Origin of the sequence: Ciceribacter sp. L1K22 (genome assembly GCF_017599385.1) — a bacterium.
In the GTDB taxonomy this organism is placed as follows: Bacteria; Pseudomonadota; Alphaproteobacteria; order Rhizobiales; family Rhizobiaceae; genus Allorhizobium.
On sequence record NZ_JAGFPK010000001.1, the window covers coordinates 2,039,048 to 2,062,987 of the forward strand.

The window sequence follows — 23,940 nt, forward strand, 5'->3', positions numbered from 1 at the left end:
GGTTCTTCCGCGCTCGCAAGGCCTACCTATAGGGCGAATTTCTGAACATGCATCGGGGATGAGGTCATTATCGCGTCCGTTTTTGCCCATTTAGGGAACGGCCCCGATTAGGCGAAACAAATAGACAAGTGATTGGTAGGCCTAGAAAAAAGACCTGCGTGTCTATCACTCATTAACGGTTAGATGCATAATGCTCAATCAAAGGGTGTCTAACCGAGTCTTTGCTACAGCGCCTGAGGGTTGACGGATCGTGGAAAGCAAAAATGTTTCAACGAAAAGCTTCACGACGCGCGCTCGAACGATTGATCACCTGGGGCGCGAGCAGATTGCCGACGCACCCACTGCTGTCTCGGAGCTGTGGAAGAACTCTTGGGACGCCTACGCGCGTGACGTAAAGCTTCACGTGTTTCGTGAAGAGCCTCCAGTCGCTGTCATGACAGATGATGGTCATGGCATGCGTGCATCGGATTTGTTCGACCGTTGGCTGGTGATCGGCACGGAAAGCAAGCTCTCAAACGCCCAGCCTATTTTGGCTGCCGACCGCAATGGGTTGCCGATCCGAGCACGCCAGGGTCAAAAAGGCATTGGTCGGCTTTCCAGCGCAAAGCTCGGTTCGGTGTTGCTGTTGATCAGTAAGCATCGTTCTGAGAGATACCTTGCAGCGCTGATGGACTGGCGCATGTTCGAGAACCCCTACTTGAACCTGTCAGAAGTGGGCGTCGCTACAGCCGCACTGGAAACGAAGGGTGAGATATTTGAAGCGCTGCCAGCCTTGGCAGATGATTTGATGGCCTCTGTCCTAGAAGATGCCACAGATTGGAGAACCAAGGATCGTCCAGTTCGGAATGCCTGGAAGCGCTTTGACGAAGATTGGCATACAGAGGACCCGTCGCGCACGGGGTTGTCGCCTTCCCAGCGGATTATCCAAAGCATTAAGCGCTTACCCTTTCGAGCCGAGCATTTAGTTGACTGGGACGGTCCAGGAACTGCCATGCTTATCTTTGATCTGGACGACACGCTGAAAGCATTGCCTTCCACTGGTGACACCGACCTAGTGCGGACGCAGATTATCGAGCGCTTTGAAAAAACTCTCTCGAATTTTGTCGACCCTTATTCCGTTGGGCGTAATCGTCCGGAATTCAGCTACCGCGCAGACGTTCGGGCGATCGGCGATGACGCTGCGCGGCCGAAAGTTCTTGTGGGTGCTGAGAGAGCGATCGATCGGTACCAAGTCCAGGACATGGAGCACCAGATCGAAGGGATAGTCGGGGACGACGGCGTTTTCCGTGGAAAAGTGAAAGCCTTCGGTCACTGGACTGAAGGTGTGGTCGAGTTCGAATTGCCCAAAGGTCTCTACATGCCAGAGCGGGCTTCGACGCGGGTTGGGCCATTTGACATTTACATCGCTTCAATGGAGTTCGAGCAGAGTAATTCCAGCCACAGTCGTGCTGACCACATTCGCTACCTTGGTCTAGCCGAAGAGTTTGCTGGCCTGATGATATACCGTGATGGTTTGCGTGTTCTGCCTTACGGTCGTGAGGATAACGACTTCTTCGAAATCGAGTATAAACGCAGTAAGAATGCGGGTCGTTACTTCTGGAATCACAGGCAGATGTTTGGGCGGATTGCTCTTACCAGGCATAATAACCCAAATTTAAAAGACAAGGCTGGTCGGGAAGGTTTTATCGACAATACGGCAGCTAAGACCTTCCGAGCTCTTGTCGGTAACATTCTGGATCAGTCGGCGCGTCGGTATTTCGGGTCGGCCTCCGACATTCGGAAGCCGCGAATAGCTGAAATCAAGGCGTCAAATCGTCAGGGGCGAGCCGAGGAAGAGGCGAAGAAGCTCCGTGAGAGAGAGCGCAAGCTATTTCAGGCGGAACTAGCGCGCGCCGAACAACAGCTTCCTTCCTTGGTCGCAGATATTGCGAAGCAAACTCAGAACTTTGCTATCGAAAAGGATGATGATGTAGTAGCCGCATCTGAGCGCATCTCCGAATGGCGAAGTGTCCTGGCTGAGTCACTGATGCGGCCGTTGCCCGTCGGTTCGGCAAAACTCTCTAGCCGCTACCAGGCTGCCAGACACGACACCGAAAAGGTGTCGGAGTTAATCTCGAGCTTCGAGACTCAATTCCGTGAAGCTGTAGGCGCGTACATAGCCAGTGAACCAAGGAAGCTCCTTGATCAACAGATCAAAAGCGGCGTGGAGGCAATTCGTCAACAGGTCGAGCAATTCCAATCCGTCATCGTATCTCTGCAGCGAGAGCAGTATGACTTTGTTCGAACTCTTGCGCAGAGCAGGATCGCAGACTTTGCGAAGGACTGCGAAGCAATCTCCGCGAAGCTCGAAGCCAAGCTGCTCGACGTGCCGGCGGCCGTCGATGCTCTCAGGCAGTTACGCGACGAGTGGATGGGCGAGAACCGTCAGGTATTCGGCATCTACGTGTCCGCGTTGGAGAGCGTGAAAGACGAGATCGATCTAGAGACCCTAGCTAGTGTACAAAACCAGAGTCTGAGGGAGAACGCTGCGGAGCTGGATAGGCTGACTGCTCTCGCACAGCTCGGCATCGCCGTAGAGATCGCAGCCCATGATCTCCAAGACTTCGACGAGATGGCGACTGCGGGTCTCAACTCGTTGCCCCCGGAAGTACGAGACGCTCCTGAGGTGCGTGACATCCGGTTGGGTATTGAGGGACTAACCGATCAGCTGCGGTTCCTTTCGCCACTGCGTCTCTCCGGCGATCGGGTACAAAGGTGGATTACGGGAACCGAGATCAGTGAATTCATCCGCCAGTTCTTTGCACCCAAGTTTGCGGAGGCTGGTATCGAATTCGCCAGTTCTGCTGAGTTCCTTTCACTCCGGCTCTACGAACGCCCAGCGCGCATTTTTCCGGTGTTCATGAACCTCGTGAACAACAGCGTCTATTGGCTGGGTACCGTTCCTCGTCCTACGAGAAAGATATCGTTCGGCGTATCCGGAGAGGAGGTCTTCATCGCTGACAGTGGCCCGGGTGTGTCTGAAGAAGATCAGGGCAACATCTTCCGGCTTTTCTTTACCCGGAAGGAACGATCAGGGCGTGGCGTCGGCTTGTACCTGGCTCGCGCGAACCTGTCCGCAGGAAGCCATACGATCAGATATCGGTCACCCGATGACCAACCTGGTCTGGCCGGCGCAGCATTTTACATAAGATTTCGGGATATTGATTTTGGGGGCGGAGAGGGTTGATGGAAGAGGGGTATGAAGCGCTCATCGCGGAGGCATTTATTGAACCGATACGGTCCGTGCTAATCGTTGATGATGATTATCCGACCATGCATGAAATTCTCCTTGAACAAGCTGAACAGGAAAAGACCTATTCGCACAAGGACTGGAGGAAGGACCGCCAAAAGGTCCAGAAGGTGATTGAGGAATTCAGGCGGCCGACGTCGCCCTATCTTCTCGACGTTCACGATGGGACATCGCCGAGCGAGGAAACGGATGCACTACAAGTTCACACCCTTCACCAAACCGATCTACTGATCTTGGACTACCAGCTTGACAAGAGCAAGGAAGGTGACGGGTCAAAGGCCATACGTATCGCTCGCGAGGCGTTGGCTAACAAGCACTTCAATCTCATCTTGGTGCATACGCAGGAAGACCTTGAGAAGGTATTCGACAACTTTGTCATTGGGTTGAACGTTCCTCGTTTTGCCAATGAGCAGATTCACGAGAGCCATGATTTGCAGACTTTTTTGGATAAGTGGGAAGACGCCCTACTGAAGGCTGTCGGAGACCCTCAGTACCGCTGGACTACTGCCAAGAAGAATGCTTGCGACAAGGCGCTTAACGGTGCGGTACAAAAGGGTGCCGCTCCATGGGGAGAAGTGAAAGACCTGCTATCTCGCGAGTTGCAGAACCGTACTGAATGGCTCAATGCAGTGAAGCATGCGCTTAAAGTTTTCGAAGAAAATCAGAAGGCGCGCTTCTCGGAAACAGACCTTGGAGCAGCCTACTGGGGCGACGGCCAGGTCAAGTTCATTCGCGCCGCTAGAGGCTTCATTGCCTTCAAGTCAAAGAACGATGGTGAAGAGCTACTGCCGGCAGTGCGGCGGGCATTGAAGGAGTGGAACCCAAGGCCTCCGCGACTGATGCTTACTAAGCTACGAGCTGAGATGAACGAGCGAGGAATCGAGGTTCAAGATGACGCCTTGGGCGATCCGGATGTCGGAGCTATGTGGTACAGACGAGTGCTGGAAGCGGATGAGCAAAATCTCGACTGGATTGTGAACTCTACTGTACAAAAACATGCAGAGCAGCTTCTGGATAGGTTGCTGCCCAATGTGAGCGAATTTGCGAAACGGATAAGAGCCGCTGATGGCCAGCGAACGCCTCCAGAAGCCATAAAGCACCACTTTGGTGTCGATTTAGATGACCCTTCAACACTGACGAGGGCAAAGATGGGTCACAACGCGTTCGTCGGAAGTAAGTCGGCAAGGGGTCCACACCTAGACCTTGGTCATATACTCAAGATCGCCGACGAATACTGGCTTTGTCTAACGCCCGCGTGCGACATGGTCCCGAGAGTTCATCGCGGCCATCCTGCGGATCGGATGGATGGTATCAAGCGATTTACCGCATTGAAGCTAGTGAAGAAGTCTGAGAAAGAGGCGCTTCTGAATGCGAACCGTGGCGGCCATATATTCGTCAATCTCTTGGATACGGACGGCAGCTCAAAGCGCCTAGCGTTTGCGGCCGCAGATAAACTAGGCGCGTCCCCCGCCTGGATGATGATGTATTTGGGAAATGACGGTTTTCTTCCTCAAAATGTTGATCCACAGGTCTGCACGGTGAGCTTCGTATCTCCGTCGACGTCAGAGACCCCTAAAACTCTGGAGATGAGGCATGCTGAAGCATTAGTGTGCGGGATGCTGCGTTACGAATACGCTCTAGAGGTGCAATCCAAGTTCATTACTTCGCAATCGCGGATCGGCCTCGATTTCGTCAGCGACGAAAACGGTGTTGATGTGGGCGACGGGGCCGCGAAGTGATGCTGGACAAGGCCACGCAAGAAGCCTGGCACGATGAAGCTGACGGCTGCCATCACGATCAAGGTGGAAGGGAAGCTGTCGCGCCGTCGATCCCCGTGTGCATCGATCTGTTTGCTGGCGCTGGAGGGTTTTCCCTTGGTGCGATTAAAGCCGGTTATGAAGTCCGTGCGGCCGTAGAATACAACAAGCATGCCGCAGCGACCTACCGAAAGCAGATAAGAAACCCTAGCGGTAGGAGGGTCGCGTTCTTCGAGGGCAATATCCTAGACCTCGATCCCTATGAGGTTATGGATGAGGCAGGGCTACGAGAGGGGCAGTGTGATCTCCTGCTCGGTGGTCCCCCGTGCCAGGGCTTCTCTGCACACCGCCTTGGCAATGCCGGCGTTGATGACCCACGTAACAAATTGCTACTGCGCTACTTCGCCTTCGTAAGGGCCTTCCGACCAAAGATGTTCTTGCTGGAGAATGTCCCTGGAATGCTCCAGCCCAAGCATGCCGACTATTTGCATGCCTTTCTGCGTACGGCTCGGGAGCATGGCTACCATGTGCTCGATCCGGTGATGGTCAATGCCCAGAGTTATGGTGTCCCTCAGAACAGGCGGCGGGTCTTTATCCTGGGGTATGATAGTGGGCGGGTGGTATTTGATCTTGAATGGCCACCTAAAGCTACTCATGGGGACCCTGCAAAAGCAGTTGGGTCCGACCTCCTTTTGCCTTGGCGAACTGCTGCTGACGCATTCGTTGACAGCACACCTGGCGACGCAAACGATATTCACATGAGGCACACCCCCGAACTGGTCGAAACATTTAAGAGCACTCCTCCCAACGGAGGTTCTCGCCATCAGTCGAACAGAGTACTAGCTTGCCACCAGGGGCACAGCGGCCATTCTGATGTTTACGGCAGGATTGATCCGTCGAAACCTTCACCGACCATGACGACTGCGTGCATCAATCCCTCGAAGGGACGGTTTGTTCACCCCACTCTGCACCACGGGATCACCGCTCGACAAGCTGCGCGTCTACAAACGTTTCCGGACGACTTTGTGTTTGAAGGTGGGCTGATGGCCGCCGGCGTTCAGATCGGCAACGCTGTACCAGTCGAATTGGCACGGTCTTTGTGCGCGCATTTATTTCAACAGTTTACCATTGCGTCTTGAATGCAAACCTGTAGTCTCGCGCCAGTTCTCCTGGGTTTTTATACGGTCTTCGACAAGGAAGACCGTAACTGTTCCGCGGCGCTCACGTAGAAAAATAGTCCCTTAAAGCATACTGTTGAATTTCGCTGACGAGTTCACTTTTTGATCGGCTTCTTTAGGCGCTTTTCACATTGGGCTTAAAATTTCGCAGGGCGACCCGGTTGACTCTTTGGGTTTGTTCGCTAATTGTTCCTTACATGACCAAAAGCAATCTCCATCACCTCATACGAATAGGTTGACCCTCGCTGCCGCGGTGTCCGCGGCGACGACCAATCTTTTTTGTCCGAGGATGCCATGGGAATTGCCAAGCAGGCCGCAATGTTGCGCGCCGCCAGAAACTCCGCGTCAATCAGAAGCTATCACCCTGTGGGAACCGTGAAGTGTGAAGGTGTCCGCCTATTCCGCTCGCAGGTGGCGCGCGATGTCGGGTGCATTTTGGACTTGAACCCGTCAGTCACAGCGTGGCGATGCATGCCATCGCCGTTTGACGCTGGCGGGATTGTCCATGTGCCTGATTTTGAAGTGTTCGATGAAGAGGGTTCCATTCTCTACCTCGATGCACCGGATCGCAGTCTCTCAGCCGCCGCCGCGGTCATTGCGTCGGAAGCCGCACGCGTGAAAGCCCGTTACCGACTTCTCGACCGTGCCGAAATCTACGATGGCTTTAGGCTACGGAATGCGCGGGACCTGTTGCGCTATGCCTCTCACGAGACACCTCTTGGTGATCGGCTGCGCCTGCTGACCGCGCTCGATGAACACGGTTCTTTGCCACTCTCGGACTGCCTTAGGGCATTTCTGGAAACAAAGCCCGTGGCTGGCATCGCATCACTCATTCTCCATGGCTTTATCGAGGTCGATCTCGACGAGGCTCCGCTTAGCCCGGAGACGGCAGTCAGACGAATAGCACGGTGAGACAGTCGTCGTCGCCCTCGTCTCATTGTCCTCGGAGAAGCTTTCAATGTCATATCGATCAGTCAATCGGGGTAAGTCGCCCCCACATCTCGCAATCGCGGTCGCGCTCTGCGGGGTCCGTGCCGCGCTTCGGCCATTCCTTCGCCGCCCAAACCTAGCGTTCATCGCGGTGCTCGTCGTTCCCGAGAATACGGCCGACTACTACCGTCGTGCCGCTTCAAACCTCATTGATGATCCGACCAATGTCGATGAATATGGCAATGACCGAACGGTGGTGTTTACCGTCGCACAGTCATCAATCGACGCGCGATCAGTCTATGATCGGGTCAAACATGCGCGCCAAGTGGTCGTCATCACCGAAAACAAAGACTACCTGCCTGCGGACTTTCTCGCGGGAGCCGATCTGATCTCGGACATCGTTAAACCTACCCCTGACCATTTCCTCGCTGCGGCGCGAGACGCCAAGGTCTCCGGCATGACAAGGCCGCATGCGGAGTATTTTTCAACGAAGTCATTAGACGCAATCCTCGTGTCTGTGAGACCAACCCGACCACTCTTGAGCTCTTTACGCCAACTGAAACGGATGACGGCGAAGCCATCCGTACGGGAGGAGGCTACGTCGAAACCAACCTCAGTGGGTCTCGAGGATATGCACGGCTATGGAAAGGCGAAGGACTGGGGCCTGCAGCTCGCATCAGACCTACGAGCCTGGCGTGACGGACGAATCTCGTGGGATGACGTCGATCGTGGCGCGCTCCTCTTCGGTCCTCCCGGATGCGGAAAGACCAGCTATGCCCGAGCGTTGGCCAAGTCCTGTGGCGTCACGCTGATCAATGCCTCTGCAGCAAGATGGCAGGCCAAGGGTCACCTGGGAGACTATCTGAAGGCGATGCGGTCGGCGTTCGCTGAAGCTGCGCGCAGTGCGCCTTGCATTCTCTTCATTGACGAGGCGGATAGCTTCGGTGATCGGGAAGTGGGTGGCGATCCTGATCACCGCGATTATCGCCGGCAGGTGATTAATGGGCTTCTCGAGTGCCTTGACCCTGTCGAGGGCCGTGAGGGTGTCGTCGTGGTCGCAGCCTGCAACAATCCGAGCGGCATCGATAGGGCGCTACTGCGCTCGGGACGGTTGGAGACCCAGATCGAAATTTCGCTACCGAACGAGCAGGAACGGGTAGCAATTCTACGCCATCATCTTCGCGGCGTGAAGGTCATTGGCGACCTCAGTCTCTTCATCTCCGGAACGGTGGGATGGTCGGGCGCTGATATCGAAAAGCTTACTCGCGACGCACGTCGCCTGGCCCGCCGCAGGGGCGTGCCCCTCGATGAGGGCGTACTCATGGACGCTATGCCAGCGCGCCACACCCTTTCCGAAGAGGAGTTGTATCGTGTGGCCGTCCATGAAGCTGGTCACGCCATGGTCGCAACAATCCTTGGCACCGAACCCGTCGTTTCGGTATCCATCTCCCGTGACGTACCTACATCCGGCTCAAGTCGAGCACTCGGCGTGACATCGTTCGCCCAAGAATGGGTCGGATACCGAAACGCAGCCTACTACGATAACTGGATTGCTATGCTGCTCGGCGGTACAGTAGCCGAACTGTTGGTCCTCGGGGATAGGGCCGACGGTGCCGGCGGCGCTCCGCACTCAGACCTAGTGGTTGCTACCGATGTTGCTACACGCGTCGAGCGGCAGCTCGGGCTTGGTGCGAGCCTGTCAACTGAACTTGGATACGGACATCGTCCTCTCGAACGTCTTCGTGAAGGTGACCCAGAACTACGACGCCTTGTTGAACTGCGCCTGAAAACCCAGTTCAGCCGCGTTAAACGCCTACTTGCCGATAGGCAGGACGTGCTTCATCTGCTCGTGGATGTTCTTCTCAGCAAGGGGAGGGTCGAAGGCGACGAGGTCCGGCGCATGCTCTTTTAGTGGTAATGTCGGTAGAGTGAGGCAGGCGCTGGCCAGCATGTCCAATGCCTAGATGCCGTCTACATCGCCCTTTTCCAGATGGACGTCGTTGTCCAGAAGCTCGTCGAGCGACCGACGTTGGTCTTGTTCAAAACGAACCTCGAACCTGCCGTCGGGACCTGCGACGTATTGGGGCGACGTTCTGGCTGCTTCGAGCAGGGCAGGGAGATCAGCGGATGCCTCGTCGATCGTCCAGGTCCGTGACATTATCAGCTCTCTCCAAATTCTGATGCCTGAATGCGCAATTCGATCTTTACCAAAAACCGGCAATTCGTCGGTAGTACCTTCTTCGTTACTTGAAGAGGTTAGAAATGGCAGACCTCATTTATTTAATGGATACTAATGTAATCAGCAATGCAGGGCTGAAGCAACCGCCGCCAGGTCTGCACTCATGGCTGAAAGCAGTCGGAGCGGGTTCACTAGCGATCTCGTTCCCCTTGATATCAGAGTTGAGGCGAGGTGCCCATCTCGCCTCAAAACACGATCCACAGAAAGGGGTACGCCTCCACAAATGGATTGATGACATCCTGTCAGTCAGCTTCCGGATGGCAGATATGACGGACCGAGCCGCCGACCTTTACGCGGAAATGACGACTATCGGCCCGCTACGGCATCTCTATCTATCGCACCAGTCGCAGAGAAAGGATCAGCTTGGGCACGACCTAATGTTTGCGGCGCTCTCTATTGCGCACCAAATGCCGATCGTGTCGTTCGACGTCGATGACTTCCTGCTGATCGACCAATACTTCTCGTTGCCAGGGGTCTTTCAACCGCTTGAGGAGAAATGGCACGTGCCGTGCCGAATTTTGCTGGAGGATCGGCGGACTGTAGCAACGCCTCCCACCCTCCCGGAGTTCGTTGCGGGAGGCTTCAGTTTCCTTCGGTAGCGGGCTCTGTTGGGACAGAACGGCAAGGCCAGTTGCCTGCTGGGACTTTGCGTAAACTTCGAGATATCCCGGATGCCTGACATTAACCATGTCCATTAATGTGCACCATTACCGTGCGGCTGAGCTGCTCTTCTCCCTTTACAGCTACCTCCAGACAAGTATAACCCGCCGAACTGACGCAAGGAGCAATGCATGAACCGAATAGGCATACGCGCAAAGTAATCACACGGACGGGGGACCGTCTCGGTGACAGCGTATGTCGTGGTGGTGTTCAAGCCTAAGGAGGGCTTCATGCATTTTGCACGTCAGGTTTCCAAACACATCTCGTTGCACAAGGCTGGCCTCGGGTTTCTGAGCATGCCCGCGATCAAGCCACGCACCTTCGGACATGCAAACCGCATGAGCGAGGAGGGCTCCGCCGATGATGGGGAAAGCGGAATAACGCGGTATCGTCGTAGTTTCGACGACTGAGACCAAGTTCTGGAACGAGCCCGTTGCCGAACGTGCAGTGCGCAAGCCGCCGGCTACGCACGCAAAGACCCTGCGCGGCTTTTCGATCTTCAAGGAAACGGTGGTCTTTCACGAGAGTGATCTCGAACGCCGAGCCTCGAAGGTTATCCAGGTCCGCAAGGACGTGGAGGCCATCTACTCGCAGTTCCCAGTGCTTCTCTACCGTGACGCCGAGGGAGTTTGGCGCGAGCACATTTGCGACTTTTGTGTAGTTTTCGAGAACGGTGAGACCGTCGCTGTAGCAGTGAAGCACGCCCGAAAGTCGGATTTTATGGCGGACCTGCTGAAACGCATCAAAGCCGAAGGCTTCCTCAGGAAGAACCGAAACGGCTCCACGACCCGCGGCGCAGTCCATGACATTCGCCTGATGACTGAGCGCGAGGCGACTTACGGTGCCTACGAGAATGCCGAACGCATCATGCGCGCACGTCGAATGTGTGATGACGCAGACTATGATTGCGCCCTTGCGCTAGCCCAGAAATTCAGCGGCCGGTTTCGCTTCGGCGAACTGTTGCGCGGCTGCGATGATCGCGCGGTCCGTCGTACCTCCATCTTCCTTCTGATCGACGACGGGGTGTTGGTCCCCGAAACCCAGGGCCGGATCGATGATCTGACTCTGCTCATGGTTCGTCGCTGAACAATCTCCCTCTTCCTGTCTTAGCTGTGCCCTTGAAAGGAGCTCGCGATGCTGACTGCCCTTACTATGCCGAAAATCCTCGACCACGCCATCGTCAAGATGCGTAACGCCGATCGCTTCACGGAAGGCGAGGTCCATTGGAAACCGAAGAAACGCGACGAAGACGGCTGGACCTTCAGCAACGAAGCGAACCCCAACGACGAACGGTTCATGTTGCACCGCGAAGTCTACTCCAAGCTCCTGAGCGGTGCCGTGAAAATTCGCCACGGCTACAACGCACCGGAAAACCAACGCCTGCGGGCGATCTTTGGCGAGCAGACGACGATCGACAACATTGAAGGAAAGCGGCGGCCCTTGGCCTTGTTTCGCGAGCAGCTGATCAAGCGCTACGATGACGAATGCGTTGCTCTCGGCAAGAAGCCCCGGTGGTCAAAGGAAGAGTTCGAGGCAAAGCTCCGTGCCTGGCGCAAGGAGATCATTAGCGAAATGCTGGGGGACGATGACGGCGACGCCGAAAAGACTGCTACCCGCGCAGATCAGTCTATCGCGATTGACGTCTTCTATGCGCCCTCCATCAAGACGTTCCGTCGCGATTACAAGCGCTATCACGCCTGCGGTGCGGAGGTCCTCGGTATCGTCCACCGCCACCACGGTCCTGGACTTCATCTTAGGAAGGTGGATGCCGACTCGGTGGCTTTTGCCCACAAAGAGGCGCTGAACTACATGACGGACCCAAAGCCGAGCATGGCCGAGGTCTACCGCAACTACGTCGCCAAACTGGCAGAGGTGAACGCAGAGCGGATCACGCCGCTCCTCAAGGTCACGAGGCACAAGTTCGAATCGATCATCTCGAAGTTCGACGCTTTCGATAAATGGGACGGCCGTCACGGACGCGCGTCGGCGCTCAAACGTTTCGGTATGGTCAAGCGAGGCATCAATGCGCTTGCGGTTGGCGAGCGGATCGAAATCGACTTCTGGAACGTCGATCTGATGACCCTGTTTGTTGAGACGGGGATGTGGGACATCCTGCCGCCGGCGTACAAGGAAGCGGTCGCTGGCAAGCGAATCTGGTTCGTGGCGGCGATCGACGTAGCCACGCGGTACATCCTCGCCTTCAGAGCGAGCCTGAATCCCAATGCGGTGTCGGCGGCCGCGGCTATCCGCATGATCATGTCCGACAAGCGTCACATCTCCGATTTCGTCGGAGCCGAGACGCCTTGGATCGGATTGGTCCAGCCTCGTGACATCTTCAGCGACAACGGCAAGGAATTCGCCAACGAGGTAGTGGAGGGCATCATGCGCGCCGCCAAGATCACCTTCAATCGCCCCCAGGCCGGAAATCCGAAGGCGCGCCCCTTTATCGAAAGCCTCTTCCATTCGATCGGTCCGCTGATCGCGGCGTATTTCACGGGCAGAACTTTCGGATCGGTGGCCGAAAAGGGCGACTACAATCCCGAGCATCAGATCAGCCTGCAGGTCGACGAGATGATCCGCCTCTTCACCGTCGCCATCTGCGACATCTACCACAACAAGCCGCACAGCGGACTTGGCGGCGGCACCCCGCACAATGCCTGGAGGCGAGCTGTTCAAGAGGATGGGATCGAATTCCCGAGCCAGGACCCCGAACAAATGCTCCACACCTTCGGTGTGAAGTTTAAGCGCCGCATCGGACAGTACGGCATCCCCTTCATGGGCGTTCCTTACGGAAACGAAGAGCTGCATCGCCAGCGGACGAAGTACGGCCAGATGGAGTTCGAGATCAAGGTTGATCCTGAGAACCTGGAGCACATTGCGGTGCGTGGCGACAAGGGCTGGTTTGTCGTCAGAAACCTCGTCGGTATTGGTCCCAATCTTTCTCTGGCTGAATGGATCGTCGCGCGGCGCGATATCCGCGCGCAGCACGCGTCTGAGGCTGAGGCTGGTCTGGCGGCGATGAACCGCGCCATCAATCGTCTCCGCGATACGGGAGCGGCGGCCGCACTTCGGGCCAATCTGACACCGCGCAACTTCACTGCGGAGCATTATCTGCTTGCCGAGGCCGAGCTGTTCGGAGCTTGGGAGGCCGTTCGGTCGGCTGATACGCCTAACGTCACGGCGTCGTTTTCTCTGCCCGATGATCCACTGCGGCAGGGGTCTGTCTCCACATCCAGTGCCGTGCCGGCGTTCCACGAAGAGCGTGAGAAGAGCGCGAGGAAAAAGAAGCGTGAGGACGCTGCCGCTGCCACGGCGAAGCCGCCTGAAGACACTGCAGCCTCCGAGCCTAACAACAATTACTACGAGGAGTACTGAGTATGGATACCATGACCATCGGACTTGATAACGGCGGCGGCAAGAAGCCGGATGTTTACGACTACATCGAAAACCCGGGCGACAAGATGTTGACCGAGATGTTGCGGGAGCTGATCGACAACGTCGAGCTTTGCCGCAGTGGTATCGGATCACGACGTCGTGCCCTCTTCTTGGTAGGGGGATCAGGCACTGGAAAATCGACGGCGTTGAAGCACCATTTCCGTTTGATGCCCGAATTCCAGCCGCGGGTGAACGAGTATGGCGAGGAGGTACGGCCGCTCCTCAGCCTGGAAGCGCCTAAGCCCTGTGGGACGAAGGATTTCGCCGTGGCTATCCTGGATGCGATCGGGGTGCCGTCGAAGGCTAGACAGACCGAAGCCGAACTCTATGCGACTGTGAAAACCCAGTTCCGGGAACGCGGGATCATCTATCTGCACGTCGACGAAGCTCAGCATCTCCGCCGGCACTCTAGTAGCCAAGCGATCCTTGATGTCCAAGACCGCATCAAGAGCCTGATGCAGATCGCTGACTGGCCGTTGCATATGATCTTCTCTGGCGTCCCGGACCTCGCCGATCTGCTGAAGGGCGGCGACGCTCAGGTGAAGAACCGGTCGTTGATCATGCGGTTCGTGCCTTTGAGCCTGCCCAACAACCGAGCGGACGTCCAACGCGTGCTTACAGATATCGTCGAAACCAGGTGCGGGCTGGTCCTCCCTGACGAACTCCTCACTGATGATTTCCTGGGGCGGCTGTGCTGGGCCAACAGCGGCAGCTTCGGTGAGATTGTCACGGCAGTTCAAGGAGCGTGCTTCCTGGCGATGAGCAAGGGCAAGGATACGGTCGACCGCCGCGCTTTCGCCTTCAACTACTCACGCACCAGCGGGTGTCTGCCGAACGACAACATCTACACGGCTGCCCGATGGAGTGAGATCGATCCCGCATACTCTGTCGCCGATCTCTGGACCCCTGCAAAGAAGGGAAGCAAGTGATGGTCCTGCCTGTAACCCTCGAGTACCACGCCGATGAGACTGCGATCGATTTCGTAGCACGTCTTGCCGCGGCAAATGGGTTCTCATCCTTGCGGTCGTTCCTTGGCCACACGGACGTCACGGCGAGGGCTATCGTAAAAGGTGATGCCGACGCCTTGGCTTTGGTCACCGAGTGGTCGGGTGTTTCGGTGTCGCGCCTCCAGACACTGGCGGTGGTGGCTTCAGGTGCCGGGGAAACCTGGCGAATGGGTCATGCTACCCTGAGCAAGGATATGCGGCTCGGACGGAGGCACCGTCTCTGTGCGCGGTGCGTCATGGAGGATAGGAAAAGGATGTCGGGGCGTAATGTGTCCCGAGCCTATCGCCGCGCGTGGTGGAGTGTTCGGGGAATCGAAGGCTGCCACCTTCATGATTGCGCTTTGCTTGAGGTGTCGGTGGGTTCCGAGGATGACGTTCATGACTTCCCTCGGTTCGTGGAAGCCAACCTCGCACAAATTGAGGCTGCAGGTGCCGCTCCCCTCCCTAGCCGGCAGCCGATGCTTGATCGATATCTGCGGGAGCGGGTGTTCCAGGGTGGCGGAGCCAGCTTCCTGGACGCGCTCGACGTGCACGTCGCGGCCGAATTCTCACGCTATCTCGGCGACGTACTTGCACTTCATCAGGTCCGTGAATGGATGTCTGAGGGGACCGATCTGCGTGAATGGGGATTCTGTCTCGCCATGAAAGGTGAAGATGAAATTCGGCGGACAATCGCGCAGGTGATTGATCGTGATCGCCCTATGGCAAAGTACGTAGGACAGGTGTTGGGTCCTATGGCCCAATGGCTCCGTCGAAACCTTTGCAAGGACGCTTACCAGCCGATCGTGGACCTCATGCAGGATATCCTCGTGCGCAACATGCCGTTTGGACCGGGACAGACCATCCTCAGACCTGTCGAAGTCCGCTATTTGCACAGCGTTACCTCTGCGCACGCCGAGCATGGCCTCACGCACGATCGGATCAGAGCCTTGATGAGGGCAAATGATCCTAGCTTCCGTAACGGTCTATCTGACGCCTGCACATACTTCGATGCCGGCGCACTACGGCCAATCCTGGAGGCGGCCAGTGATACCCTGACGGCCACGGAAGCCAGTGCGGCACTCGGTATGCGAGAGGAACGCGTTCATGACCTCCTTGAGGCGGGTATCCTGACGCAAGTTGAAACGCGTTCCCCCGATGAACGGACATACACCCGCATCCGCAAGGAGGCTGTGGAAGACTTGAAGCACCGATTGGAGCTGAAGATGACGGAGGTCGCGCAAAGCGAAGGCCTAATTCCCTTGGTTGCCGCCTCTAGAACGTGGCGTCGCCCGTTCCACAAACTCGTCGCGATGATCCTCGAAGGGACGCTAGCGGCATCTATCGTTCCGGGATCAGCACCCGTGCTTCAAAGAGCACGCGTGGCAGCGGACGCCCTGAAACTTGACGTCAGCCCGCTAGGTGGGAGTAATGATGACCTGATGCGGCTAAAGGAGGTCGAAATTGCGCTCGCGACAACGACCAGCACGGTCGCGGACCTCATCAAGCGCGGCTATCTTCGTCAGAGAACCATCCGCCGTGAAACAGGCAGAACAGTGAGGTTCGTTGAGCGATGTTCATTGGCGGAGTTTCAGGCAGCGTATGCGTCCCTGACTGAGATCGCGAAGTATCGTAGTGGCTATAGGGCGGCCATCAAGGCTGAACTAGACTCTGTTGGAATCGCCCCCATCTTTGAACCCGAAGGGTTCATCGCACGGTTCTACAGGAGAACTGACGTTACTAGCTTCATGTAGGGCCGACCCAGTCCAAATGCATTTCAGCTTTCAACCCGCTTCGGCGGGTTTTTTAGTGCCTATACCTGGAAGATGCCCACATCAAATGCCGCGACATGCCCCGGTCATTTTGGAAGCCCCGGAAAAAGCTTAGTGTTTTCAATGAGCCGTAGGCGAAGATGGCCAAACCATCACCGCGTAATCAGTTCGCTTTCACGCCGCCCCCGCCGGATCGCCGCCCGGCATCAGTGCCGGGTCGACCGCCGTCTTGCGTTTCACGTCATCCTCGACGCCCGCGCCGTCGGGCCGGACGCGCTTGCTCTCGTCGGCTTCCGGATGCGTGCCATCAGAGACGCTGCCGGGATGCGGGTCTTCGACATTGGGATCAGGCGTGGCGGACGGCTGGCTCTTTGGATTCTGTGACATAATCTTCTCCTGTTTCGTGAGCCAATGCGCGCGTCTCGGGAAAGTTCCGCGTGGACAACCTGTCACGTTCGATCACGGTTGAGAAATCCGGGCTTCCCGCTGGAACTTCGCCGTGTCAGCATGGTTGTTGATGCATGTCCCCATGGAGGCGTTGATGACCGACAGAGAACAGCAGATTCGCGAACGGGCCTATGCCCTCTGGCAGGAGCAGGGCGAGGCTGACGGCTTGCACGAGAGCCATTGGCACCAGGCCGAGAAAGAGATCGATCGGGAGTACGGCGAGGGCACGATCTCCGGCGACACGCCCCCGGGTCTTTCTCCGGAAGCGCCCCAGGCCGGCATGGAAAACGCCCCGGTGGCCGCGCCGGCCAAGAGCAAGGCAAAGGCTAGGTCATCCAAGCCGGCCGCGCCGACCGACGGCGTACACATGGGCGCGATCCCGGGTGATCCCGTGATCCGCTAAAGGACGGTATACCAGGCGACGAAGCGCTTTCCTGCGGGAGAGCGTTTTGTCCATGCGATATGCGCGATCACGCTTGTCGCAGCAGGCGAGGTGGGTCGATGGCTTTTCACCTTCACCCTCCCTTAACCAATCTGCCGCACACCCTTAGGGACCCGTTGATCAACGAACGAGTCCCGCAATGGCCCGCTCCGCGCAGTCAAGACGTTCAAAGCCCCGCAGCCGCCGCAAGACGGCGCCGGTCCGTTCGGGCGGAGGCCTGTGGTCCTGGATCCTGATTTTGGGCGTCGTCGCCGGTGGCATCGCCGCCTACGAGCGGCGCGACCAGCTGCCGCGCGAAATCGCCTCTCTCCTGCCGGCGCCGGAGCGAACAGATCGCGTCGGCGAGAAGCCGAAGCGGCAGGCGGCGGAGCGGACGACGCCGAAACCTCCGAAACCCGTTCAGAAGTCCACCGACGTCGCGCGGCGGTCGGAACGCCCGATTCCGAAGCCGCTCGCCCGTCCTGACGACATCACCACGGCGGCGGTAACGCCGCCCGCGCCAATTCCCGCCGTTCCGGTCGGCAAGCCGGGCGCGACGGTGGAGAAGGCCTCGCTGCCGCAGGGCGGCCTGACGGGCAAGGGCCATTCCGGCCGCTTCTATTTCTGCGGCACCTCTGGCCTCGACAGCTGCGTCGCGCGGGGAGATACGTTCTGGTACCACAAGAGCCGTGTCACGCTGGCCGACATCGTCGCGCCGGCGACGGAAGGTGCGAGATGTCAGCAGGAGCGGGACCTGGGTTTCGCCGCGCAGGTGCGGCTCAGGGAACTGCTGAATGCCGGCAGCTTCGAACTGGCGGCCGCGGGCGAGGGCAGTCATCGAATCGTCAGCCGCAACGGAAAGTCGTTGGGCGCCGTTCTCGTCGCGGAGGGCCTGGCCCGTCCGCGCGGTTCGGCGGCAAGGTCGTGGTGCCCCTGATCCTGTCAACATGAGCCAAAGAAAAAGGCCCGCGCGAGGCGAGCCTTCCTGATTCTCAACGATCGTGTTCCACTCAGTGCAGGATCTGGCTGAGGAAAAGTTTCGTGCGCTCGTGCTGCGGATTGTCGAAGAACTCGGCCGGCGCGTTCTGCTCGACGATCTGGCCCTGGTCCATGAAGATCACGCGGTTGGCCACCTGACGGGCAAAGCCCATTTCGTGGGTCACGCAGAGCATGGTCATGCCCTCTTCGGCAAGCCCCACCATGGTGTCGAGCACTTCCTTCACCATCTCAGGGTCGAGCGCCGAGGTCGGCTCATCGAACAGCATGATCTTCGGGCGCATGCAGAGTGCGCGCGCGATCGCCACGCGCTGCTGCTGGCCGCCCGAGAGCTGACCCGGATACTTGTTAGCCTGTTCCGGGATCTTGACGCGGGTGAGGAAGTGCATCGCCACCTCCTCGGCTTCCTTCTTCGGCATCTTGCGCACCCAGATCGGCGCCAGCGTGCAGTTTTCCAGGATCGTCAGGTGCGGGAACAGGTTGAAGTGCTGGAACACCATGCCGACCTCGCGGCGCACCTCGTCGATCTTCTTGAGGTCGTTGGTGAGTTCCATGCCGTCGACGATGATGTTGCCCGACTGGTGTTCCTCAAGGCGGTTGATGCAGCGGATCATCGTCGACTTGCCCGAGCCGGACGGCCCGGCGATGACGATGCGCTCGCCCTTCATCACCTTCAGATTGATGTCGCGCAGCACGTGAAAATCGCCGTACCACTTGTTCATCTTGATGATTTCGACGGCGACGTCCGTGTCCGAGACGGCCATGGGAGCGGAATTGGCGTTGGCCATGGTGATTCCCCTTGAATGAGTTCTTATCGTTTGTGTCCGGTGTCGAGGTGCCGCTCCATGAAGGCGGAGTAACGCGACATACCGAAGCAGAACAGCCAGAAAATGAAGCCGGCGAAGATCAGGCCGGTGATCGGCGTGACCGGCGTAATCCAGTTCGCATCCCGGAAATTGAGCTGCACGATGCCGAGCAGGTCGAACATGCCGATGATCGAGACCAGCGAGGTATCCTTGAACAGTCCGATGAACGTGTTGACGATACCGGGAATGACGAGCTTGATCGCCTGCGGCAGGATGATCAGCTGCGTCGTCTGCCAGTAGCTGAGGCCGAGCGAATCGGCACCTTCATACTGACCCTTCGGGATCGCCTGCAGGCCGCCGCGGATGACTTCGGCCATGTAGGCGGAGGCGAACAGGGCGACCCCCACCAGCGCGCGGAGGAAGTTGTCGATCGTCCAGCCGGTGGGCAGGAAGAGCGGCAGCATCACGTTCGCCATGAAGAGAACGGTAATCAGCGGCACGCCGCGCACCACTTCGATGAATGTGACGCAGAGGAACTTGATCACCGGTAGGTTCGATCGTCGGCCGAGCGCCAGAAGGATGCCGAGCGGCAAGGATACGGCGATGCCGACGAAGGACAGGATCAGCGTCACCATCAGTCCGCCCCACAGCGTCGTCTCGACCCGCTCGAGGCCGAGGCCACCGTGCAACAGCCAGAAGGCGACGAAGGGGAAGATCACGAACAGCAGAAGCGCGTTGAGACCCTTGCGCGGCAGCTTCGGGATCAGCAGCGGGACGAGAAGCGCGACGAACAGGACGGCGACCAGGATCGGCCGCCAGCGCTCTTCGAGCGGATAGCGCCCGAACATGAACTGTCCGAAACGCTCCTCGACGAAGGCCCAGCATGCGCCGCTCCAGCCTTCCGGCTGAATGCCGCCCTGAGGGATGGTGGCGCAGACAGAACGGTCCGAGCCGACCCAGCTTGCTTGGATGAACAGCCAGTTGAGGATGCCGGGGAGCGTCCAGAGCAGAAGCGCGAGCGCCACGATGGTGAGCACCGTGTCCTTGGGCGTCGCGAGCAGATTGGCTCTTATCCAGCCGCTGACTGTGCCCTGACTGATCGGGGCGGGGCGTGGATCGAGCATGTCCTGACGGACAAAGGCTTTTTGTGTTGCCATCGGTTAGCGCTCCACCAGGGCCATTCTGGCATTGAACCAGTTCATGAAAACGGACGTCGCCAGGCTGATCGAGAGGTAGACGACCATCCAGATCGACACGACCTCGACAGCCTGTCCGGTCTGGTTGAGCGTCGTTCCGCCTGTCGCGACGAGATCGGGAAAGCCGATCGCCGCGGCGAGGGAGGAGTTCTTCGTCAGATTGAGATACTGGCTGGTGAGCGGCGGAATGATGATCCGCATCGCCTGCGGCACGACCACGAGACGTGTCGCCTGGCTGGGTTGAAGGCCGAGCGCGGCGGACGCCTCGCTCTGGCCCTTCGCCACGCCGCGAATGCCGGCGCGGATCGTTTCGGCGATGAAGGACGCGGTGTAGAAGGACAGCGCCAGATAAAGCGCCACGAATTCCGGCCCGAGAACAGCACCACCCGTAAGGTTGAAGCGTCCGAGTTCCGGAAAGCTGAAGCTGAGCGGCCAACCGACCGCGGCAAACGCCAGCACGGGAAGGCCGACGATCAGGCCGAGCGACGCCCAGCCCACGGGAAACTGCTGTCCCGTAGCCGCCTGACGGGCCTTGGCCCAGCGCGCCATGACGATGGCGGCGACGATAGCGACCCCGAATGCGATCGGCAGCACGATGGAGCCGTCACCCCACGAGGGCTTCGGAATGGCGAGGCCGCGATTGTTGAGGAACATGCCGAAGGGCAATTCAAGAGATTCGCGAACCTGGGGCAGGGTGCTCAAGACACCGGAATACCAGAAGAAGATGACGAGCAGCACCGGGATGTTGCGGAACACCTCGACGTAAACGGTGCAAAGCCTTGCGATCAGCCAATTGCCCGAGAGACGGCCGATGCCGATGATGAAGCCGACGATCGTGGCGGTGATGATGCCGGTGACCGCAACCAGTACCGTGTTGAGAAAGCCGACGAGAAGGGCACGGCCGTACGTCGAGTCGCTGGAATATTCGATCATCGACTGGCCGATGTCGAAACCGGCGCGGCTGTCAAGGAAGTCGAAGCCCGAGGCGGTGCCGGATCGAGCGAGGTTTTCGGCCGTATTTCCGGTCACCCAGATCACGAAGATGACGGTCAGCAGCGCAGTCAGGATCTGGAAGAATATCGCGCGGACCGTTGGATTGTAGATATAGCTGCTAAGCGTTCCCCGTTCCGCCGGCGCGCTCAAGGCGTGGTCAGTCATTGGCCAGTCCCCTGTGGTTCTTTTCGAACCTTATTGTGTCGTCGTCAGGCAAAAAGGCCGGGGCGCGGCAGACGCCCCGGCCGATATCAGCGGATCAGCGGATCGGCGGAGCGTACTGCAGGCCGCCCTTGGTCCACAGAGCGTTGAGGCCACGTTCGATCTTCAGCGGCGTGGACGCGCCGATGTTGCGCTCGAACACTTCGCCATAGTTACCGACGGCCTTGATGATGTTGTAGGCCCAGTCGTTGGTCAGACCGAGGTCGGTACCGATCTTCGAGTCGGCTTCGGTGCCGAGGAAGCGCTTGATGTCGGGGTTGGTGGTCGACGACTTGATTTCGTCGACATTCGCCTGGGTGATGCCGAATTCTTCAGCCTGCACCAGAGCGTAGTGCGTCCACGAAACGATGTCGAACCACTGGTCGTCACCCTGGCGAACGGCCGGGCCAAGCGGCTCCTTGGAGATGATTTCCGGCAGGATGACGTGGTCGTCCGGGTTGGTCAGGTTGAGACGCACGGCATAGAGACCCGACTGGTCGGTCGTGTAGACGTCGCAACGGCCGGCGGCGTAGGCAGCGTTCACTTCCTCGAACTTTTCGAAGACGACCGGCTTGTATTCCAGGTTGTTGGCGCGGAAATAGTCGGCGAGGTTTAGTTCGGTGGTGGTGCCGGCCTGGACGCAGACGGCAGCGCCGGAGAGTTCGAGTGCCGACGAAACGTTGAGGCTCTTCGGGACCATGAAGCCCTGGCCGTCATAGTAGTTGACGGTGCGGAAGTTGAAGCCGAGCGCGGTGTCGCGGCTGATCGTCCACGTGGTGTTGCGGAACAGCACGTCGCCTTCGCCGGACTGCAGCGCGGGGAAGCGCGTGGTGCCCGTGGTTGGCGTGTACTTGACCTTGGTTCCGTCGGCGAAAATTGCCGCTGCGACAGCCTTGCAATAATCAACGTCGAAACCGGACCAGTTGCCGGAGGCGTCAGGTGAAGCAAAGCCGGCGAGACCGGTGTTGACGACGCACTGAACAAAACCCTTGGCCTTCACGTCGTCGAGCGTAGCGGCGGAGGCGGCGGACGCGCCCATTCCGAGAACCGCAGCGCCGAGTGCGACTGACAGGAACTTGATGTTCATTTTTCCCAACCTTTATCTGTTGTCTTTTTGCTGACGGTGGGTTGCGCCTGTTAAAACGCGCATGCCACCGGCCCGCCGCCCTCCCGGCGCGGACCGACCTATCACAGTCGTAAATGGGTGTGTGGTCAAGTGTTGATGGCAAGAATCGGACACAAAAGTGGCAATTCGCCTAAATGGCTTGAAAAATGGGCATATTTTGCTGTTCTAAGGCAGCTGTTGAACAAAAAAGTGACTGCTGAAAACGCTTTGAATCGCGTTTTTACCGTTTTGGAGACGTATGCGGGCCCTCTTGACCGACCCCGCCGGGGAGGCCACAAATGCCGCCGATACGACGCTGACAAAAGGTGCCTTTACACATGAAAGACCGCAAGAAGATGCTGGCCGAAGCCGGCACGGATACCAGGCTCTGCCATATCGGAAACGACCCGTCCGACTTCTTCGGTTTCGTCAATCCGCCGGTCGTGCACGCGTCCACGGTCCTGTTTCCCGACGTCAAGACGATGGAGACCCGGGCCCAGAAATACACCTACGGAACGCGTGGTACGCCGACGACGGACGCGCTCTGCGCGGCGATCGATGAACTGGAAGGCTCCGCCGGAACGATTCTGGTGCCTTCGGGGCTGGCCGCGATCACCGTGCCATTCCTCGCCTATCTGTCGGCGGGCGACCATGCGCTGATCGTCGATTCGGTCTATTCGCCCTGCCGCCATTTCTGCGACACGATGCTCACGCGTCTGGGCGTCGAGATCGAATACTACGATCCTGCCGTCGGCGCCGGCATAGAAACGCTGATCCGCCCCAACACGAAGCTCGTGCACGCCGAGGCACCGGGTTCGAACACCTTCGAAATGCAGGACATCCGTGCCATCGCCGACGCCGCCCACAAGCATGGCTGCGTCGTCACCATGGACAATACCTGGGCGACGCCGCTCTATTTCCGGCCACTCGATTTCGGCGTCGACGTCTCGATCCACGCCGCCACCAAGTATCCGTCCGGCCATTCCGATATCCTGATGGGAACCGTTTCGGCCAACGAGGCACACTGGAAGGCGCTCAGCGAAGCGCAGTATACGCTCGGCACCTGTCCGTCGCCGGATGATTCCTACATGATCCTGCGCGGCCTGCGCACCATGGGTTTGAGGCTCGACGCGCACCAGAAGGCCGCCCTTGCCGTAGCGGAGTGGCTGGAGGGCAGGGAAGGTGTGGCCAAGGTCCTGCATCCGGCGCTGCCGAGCTTTCCCGGCCACGACATCTGGAAGCGCGACTTCAAGGGAGCGAGCGGCATCTTCTCCTTCGTGCTCGCTGCCGACGGTCAGGCACAGTTCAAGCCAAAGGCCCGCGCCTTCCTCGACGAACTCTCCCTTTTCGGCCTGGGCTATTCGTGGGGCGGATACGAAAGCCTCGCGGTCATGGTCAATCTCGACGACCGCCGGATCTGCAAGGCACCGACAGAGGGCCCGGTGATCCGACTGCAGATCGGCCTGGAGAATGTCGAGGACATCATCGCCGATCTCGAACGCGGTTTTGCGGCGGCTGCGAAGGTCTGA

General features: G+C 58.3%; 20 protein-coding genes. 14 read left to right on the plus strand and 6 right to left on the minus strand.

What is annotated here, in order from left to right; all coding sequences use genetic code 11:
* Positions 1 to 250 precede the first annotated feature (250 nt).
* The 5 genes from J5J09_RS10235 to J5J09_RS10255 all read left to right on the plus strand — a co-directional run bounded on the left by J5J09_RS10235 (position 251) and on the right by J5J09_RS10255 (position 9,066).
* Positions 251 to 3,226, plus strand: coding sequence for a sensor histidine kinase (locus tag J5J09_RS10235; RefSeq protein WP_208549840.1), 2,976 nt, complete (start codon positions 251 to 253; stop codon positions 3,224 to 3,226).
* Positions 3,226 to 5,028, plus strand: a complete 1,803-nt coding sequence (locus J5J09_RS10240; RefSeq protein WP_208549842.1) for a response regulator receiver domain — start codon at positions 3,226 to 3,228, stop codon at positions 5,026 to 5,028. Before J5J09_RS10235 ends, J5J09_RS10240 begins: the two co-directional genes overlap by 1 nt.
* A complete protein-coding gene (locus J5J09_RS10245; protein WP_208549843.1) occupies positions 5,028 to 6,185 on the plus strand; it encodes a DNA cytosine methyltransferase in 1,158 nt (385 codons plus the stop codon). Before J5J09_RS10240 ends, J5J09_RS10245 begins: the two co-directional genes overlap by 1 nt.
* Before the next feature lie 333 nt (positions 6,186 to 6,518).
* The gene (locus J5J09_RS10250) at positions 6,519 to 7,136 is read left to right on the plus strand and encodes a hypothetical protein (protein ID WP_208549844.1); all 618 of its coding nucleotides are present in this window, start codon (positions 6,519 to 6,521) and stop codon (positions 7,134 to 7,136) included.
* Between the two features lie 46 nt (positions 7,137 to 7,182).
* Positions 7,183 to 9,066, plus strand: coding sequence for an AAA family ATPase (locus J5J09_RS10255; protein ID WP_208549851.1), 1,884 nt, complete (start codon positions 7,183 to 7,185; stop codon positions 9,064 to 9,066).
* A gap of 48 nt (positions 9,067 to 9,114) precedes the next feature.
* Here J5J09_RS10255 and J5J09_RS10260 read toward each other — a convergent pair whose 3' ends face one another.
* Positions 9,115 to 9,312 (minus strand): hypothetical protein, encoded by a 198-nt coding sequence (locus J5J09_RS10260; protein WP_208549854.1) that lies wholly within the window; start codon positions 9,310 to 9,312, stop codon positions 9,115 to 9,117.
* Between the two features lie 104 nt (positions 9,313 to 9,416).
* On the opposite strand from J5J09_RS10260, the gene J5J09_RS10265 reads away from it, so the two are divergent.
* The 6 genes from J5J09_RS10265 (at position 9,417) to J5J09_RS10290 (ending at position 16,228) form a co-directional block, all read left to right on the plus strand.
* On the plus strand, positions 9,417 to 9,992 hold the full coding sequence (locus J5J09_RS10265; RefSeq protein ID WP_208549856.1) for a type II toxin-antitoxin system VapC family toxin: 576 nt from the start codon (positions 9,417 to 9,419) through the stop codon (positions 9,990 to 9,992).
* Between the two features lie 291 nt (positions 9,993 to 10,283).
* The gene (locus tag J5J09_RS10270) at positions 10,284 to 10,463 is read left to right on the plus strand and encodes a hypothetical protein (protein WP_208549859.1); all 180 of its coding nucleotides are present in this window, start codon (positions 10,284 to 10,286) and stop codon (positions 10,461 to 10,463) included.
* A gap of 37 nt (positions 10,464 to 10,500) precedes the next feature.
* Positions 10,501 to 11,139 carry a hypothetical protein gene (locus tag J5J09_RS10275; protein ID WP_208549860.1) on the plus strand — a complete coding sequence of 213 codons (639 nt, stop codon included), beginning with the start codon at positions 10,501 to 10,503 and terminating at the stop codon, positions 11,137 to 11,139.
* 48 nt (positions 11,140 to 11,187) lie between these two features.
* The gene (locus J5J09_RS10280; RefSeq protein WP_208549868.1) at positions 11,188 to 13,428 is read left to right on the plus strand and encodes a Mu transposase C-terminal domain-containing protein; all 2,241 of its coding nucleotides are present in this window, start codon (positions 11,188 to 11,190) and stop codon (positions 13,426 to 13,428) included.
* A gap of 2 nt (positions 13,429 to 13,430) precedes the next feature.
* Positions 13,431 to 14,417 (plus strand): TniB family NTP-binding protein, encoded by a 987-nt coding sequence (locus J5J09_RS10285; RefSeq protein WP_208549873.1) that lies wholly within the window; start codon positions 13,431 to 13,433, stop codon positions 14,415 to 14,417.
* Positions 14,417 to 16,228 (plus strand): TniQ family protein, encoded by a 1,812-nt coding sequence (locus tag J5J09_RS10290; protein WP_208549878.1) that lies wholly within the window; start codon positions 14,417 to 14,419, stop codon positions 16,226 to 16,228. The genes J5J09_RS10285 and J5J09_RS10290 overlap by 1 nt, the downstream gene beginning before the upstream one ends.
* 192 nt (positions 16,229 to 16,420) lie before the next feature.
* On the opposite strand, the gene J5J09_RS10295 is transcribed toward J5J09_RS10290, so the two are convergent.
* Positions 16,421 to 16,633, minus strand: coding sequence for a hypothetical protein (locus J5J09_RS10295; RefSeq protein ID WP_208549881.1), 213 nt, complete (start codon positions 16,631 to 16,633; stop codon positions 16,421 to 16,423).
* Positions 16,634 to 16,787: 154 nt separating this feature from the next.
* Here J5J09_RS10295 and J5J09_RS10300 point away from each other — a divergent pair, with 154 nt between their 5' ends.
* On the plus strand, positions 16,788 to 17,096 hold the full coding sequence (locus tag J5J09_RS10300; RefSeq protein WP_208549882.1) for a DUF2934 domain-containing protein: 309 nt from the start codon (positions 16,788 to 16,790) through the stop codon (positions 17,094 to 17,096).
* A gap of 178 nt (positions 17,097 to 17,274) precedes the next feature.
* A complete protein-coding gene (locus J5J09_RS10305; RefSeq protein WP_208549883.1) occupies positions 17,275 to 18,051 on the plus strand; it encodes a nuclease in 777 nt (258 codons plus the stop codon).
* 73 nt (positions 18,052 to 18,124) lie between these two features.
* Here J5J09_RS10305 and J5J09_RS10310 read toward each other — a convergent pair whose 3' ends face one another.
* From J5J09_RS10310 to J5J09_RS10325, 4 genes are all read right to left on the minus strand, one after another.
* Positions 18,125 to 18,898 (minus strand): amino acid ABC transporter ATP-binding protein, encoded by a 774-nt coding sequence (locus J5J09_RS10310; RefSeq protein WP_208549887.1) that lies wholly within the window; start codon positions 18,896 to 18,898, stop codon positions 18,125 to 18,127.
* A gap of 23 nt (positions 18,899 to 18,921) precedes the next feature.
* Entirely contained in the window at positions 18,922 to 20,040 is a 1,119-nt protein-coding gene (locus J5J09_RS10315; protein ID WP_246745951.1) for an amino acid ABC transporter permease, read from the minus strand.
* A gap of 36 nt (positions 20,041 to 20,076) precedes the next feature.
* On the minus strand, positions 20,077 to 21,270 hold the full coding sequence (locus J5J09_RS10320) for an amino acid ABC transporter permease (RefSeq protein WP_208549891.1): 1,194 nt from the start codon (positions 21,268 to 21,270) through the stop codon (positions 20,077 to 20,079).
* Positions 21,271 to 21,364: 94 nt separating this feature from the next.
* Positions 21,365 to 22,393 (minus strand): amino acid ABC transporter substrate-binding protein, encoded by a 1,029-nt coding sequence (locus J5J09_RS10325; protein WP_208549892.1) that lies wholly within the window; start codon positions 22,391 to 22,393, stop codon positions 21,365 to 21,367.
* A 356-nt stretch (positions 22,394 to 22,749) separates the two neighbouring features.
* Between J5J09_RS10325 and J5J09_RS10330 the strand changes: the two genes are divergently transcribed.
* Positions 22,750 to 23,940, plus strand: a complete 1,191-nt coding sequence (locus J5J09_RS10330; RefSeq protein ID WP_208549893.1) for a cystathionine beta-lyase — start codon at positions 22,750 to 22,752, stop codon at positions 23,938 to 23,940.

Coding starts and splice junctions, on each gene's coding strand:
- J5J09_RS10240 (WP_208549842.1), top strand. CDS start 3,226: ATGGAAGAGGGGTATGAAGCGCTCATCGCGGAGGCATTTATTGAACCG.
- J5J09_RS10245 (WP_208549843.1), top strand. CDS start 5,028: ATGCTGGACAAGGCCACGCAAGAAGCCTGGCACGATGAAGCTGACGGC.
- J5J09_RS10250 (WP_208549844.1), top strand. CDS start 6,519: ATGGGAATTGCCAAGCAGGCCGCAATGTTGCGCGCCGCCAGAAACTCC.
- J5J09_RS10255 (WP_208549851.1), top strand. CDS start 7,183: ATGTCATATCGATCAGTCAATCGGGGTAAGTCGCCCCCACATCTCGCA.
- J5J09_RS10260 (WP_208549854.1), bottom strand. CDS start 9,312: ATGTCACGGACCTGGACGATCGACGAGGCATCCGCTGATCTCCCTGCC.
- J5J09_RS10265 (WP_208549856.1), top strand. CDS start 9,417: ATGGCAGACCTCATTTATTTAATGGATACTAATGTAATCAGCAATGCA.
- J5J09_RS10270 (WP_208549859.1), top strand. CDS start 10,284: ATGCATTTTGCACGTCAGGTTTCCAAACACATCTCGTTGCACAAGGCT.
- J5J09_RS10280 (WP_208549868.1), top strand. CDS start 11,188: ATGCTGACTGCCCTTACTATGCCGAAAATCCTCGACCACGCCATCGTC.
- J5J09_RS10285 (WP_208549873.1), top strand. CDS start 13,431: ATGGATACCATGACCATCGGACTTGATAACGGCGGCGGCAAGAAGCCG.
- J5J09_RS10290 (WP_208549878.1), top strand. CDS start 14,417: ATGGTCCTGCCTGTAACCCTCGAGTACCACGCCGATGAGACTGCGATC.
- J5J09_RS10295 (WP_208549881.1), bottom strand. CDS start 16,633: ATGTCACAGAATCCAAAGAGCCAGCCGTCCGCCACGCCTGATCCCAAT.
- J5J09_RS10300 (WP_208549882.1), top strand. CDS start 16,788: ATGACCGACAGAGAACAGCAGATTCGCGAACGGGCCTATGCCCTCTGG.
- J5J09_RS10305 (WP_208549883.1), top strand. CDS start 17,275: ATGGCCCGCTCCGCGCAGTCAAGACGTTCAAAGCCCCGCAGCCGCCGC.
- J5J09_RS10310 (WP_208549887.1), bottom strand. CDS start 18,898: ATGGCCAACGCCAATTCCGCTCCCATGGCCGTCTCGGACACGGACGTC.
- J5J09_RS10315 (WP_246745951.1), bottom strand. CDS start 20,040: ATGCTCGATCCACGCCCCGCCCCGATCAGTCAGGGCACAGTCAGCGGC.
- J5J09_RS10320 (WP_208549891.1), bottom strand. CDS start 21,270: ATGACTGACCACGCCTTGAGCGCGCCGGCGGAACGGGGAACGCTTAGC.
- J5J09_RS10325 (WP_208549892.1), bottom strand. CDS start 22,393: ATGAACATCAAGTTCCTGTCAGTCGCACTCGGCGCTGCGGTTCTCGGA.
- J5J09_RS10330 (WP_208549893.1), top strand. CDS start 22,750: ATGAAAGACCGCAAGAAGATGCTGGCCGAAGCCGGCACGGATACCAGG.